Annotated in this window: 1 rRNA gene; it reads left to right on the forward strand. The window is 59.4% G+C overall.

Annotated elements, in window-relative coordinates:
* The first annotated feature begins 5 nt into the window (after positions 1 to 5).
* Positions 6 to 121 (forward strand): 5S ribosomal RNA (gene rrf, locus EZI54_RS24155).
* Positions 122 to 286 lie beyond the last annotated feature (165 nt).

Genomic DNA, 286 nt, shown 5'->3' on the forward strand with positions numbered 1-286 from the left:
TTTTGCCTGACGACCATAGCGGTCCGGAACCACCTGATCCCATCCCGAACTCAGCAGTGAAACGGACCAGCGCCGATGGTAGTGTGGCGTTTGCCCATGCGAGAGTAGGTCATCGTCAGGCTCCTAAATCAAAAACCCCAGCACGGTTACGTGTTGGGGTTTTTTATTGGTGCGCCAGGCATGGCGCGTAGCGCCTTGACGGGCGCTGTTCTGGTACAGGTGGTGCTGGCCGGATGACTTGGGGGTGCAAGTCCCCTGTGGGCCCGGTAAGGGGAACCACTAGCCG

The sequence above is a fragment of the Marinobacter halodurans genome, from assembly GCF_004327985.1.
Classification (GTDB): domain Bacteria; phylum Pseudomonadota; class Gammaproteobacteria; order Pseudomonadales; family Oleiphilaceae; genus Marinobacter_A; species Marinobacter_A halodurans.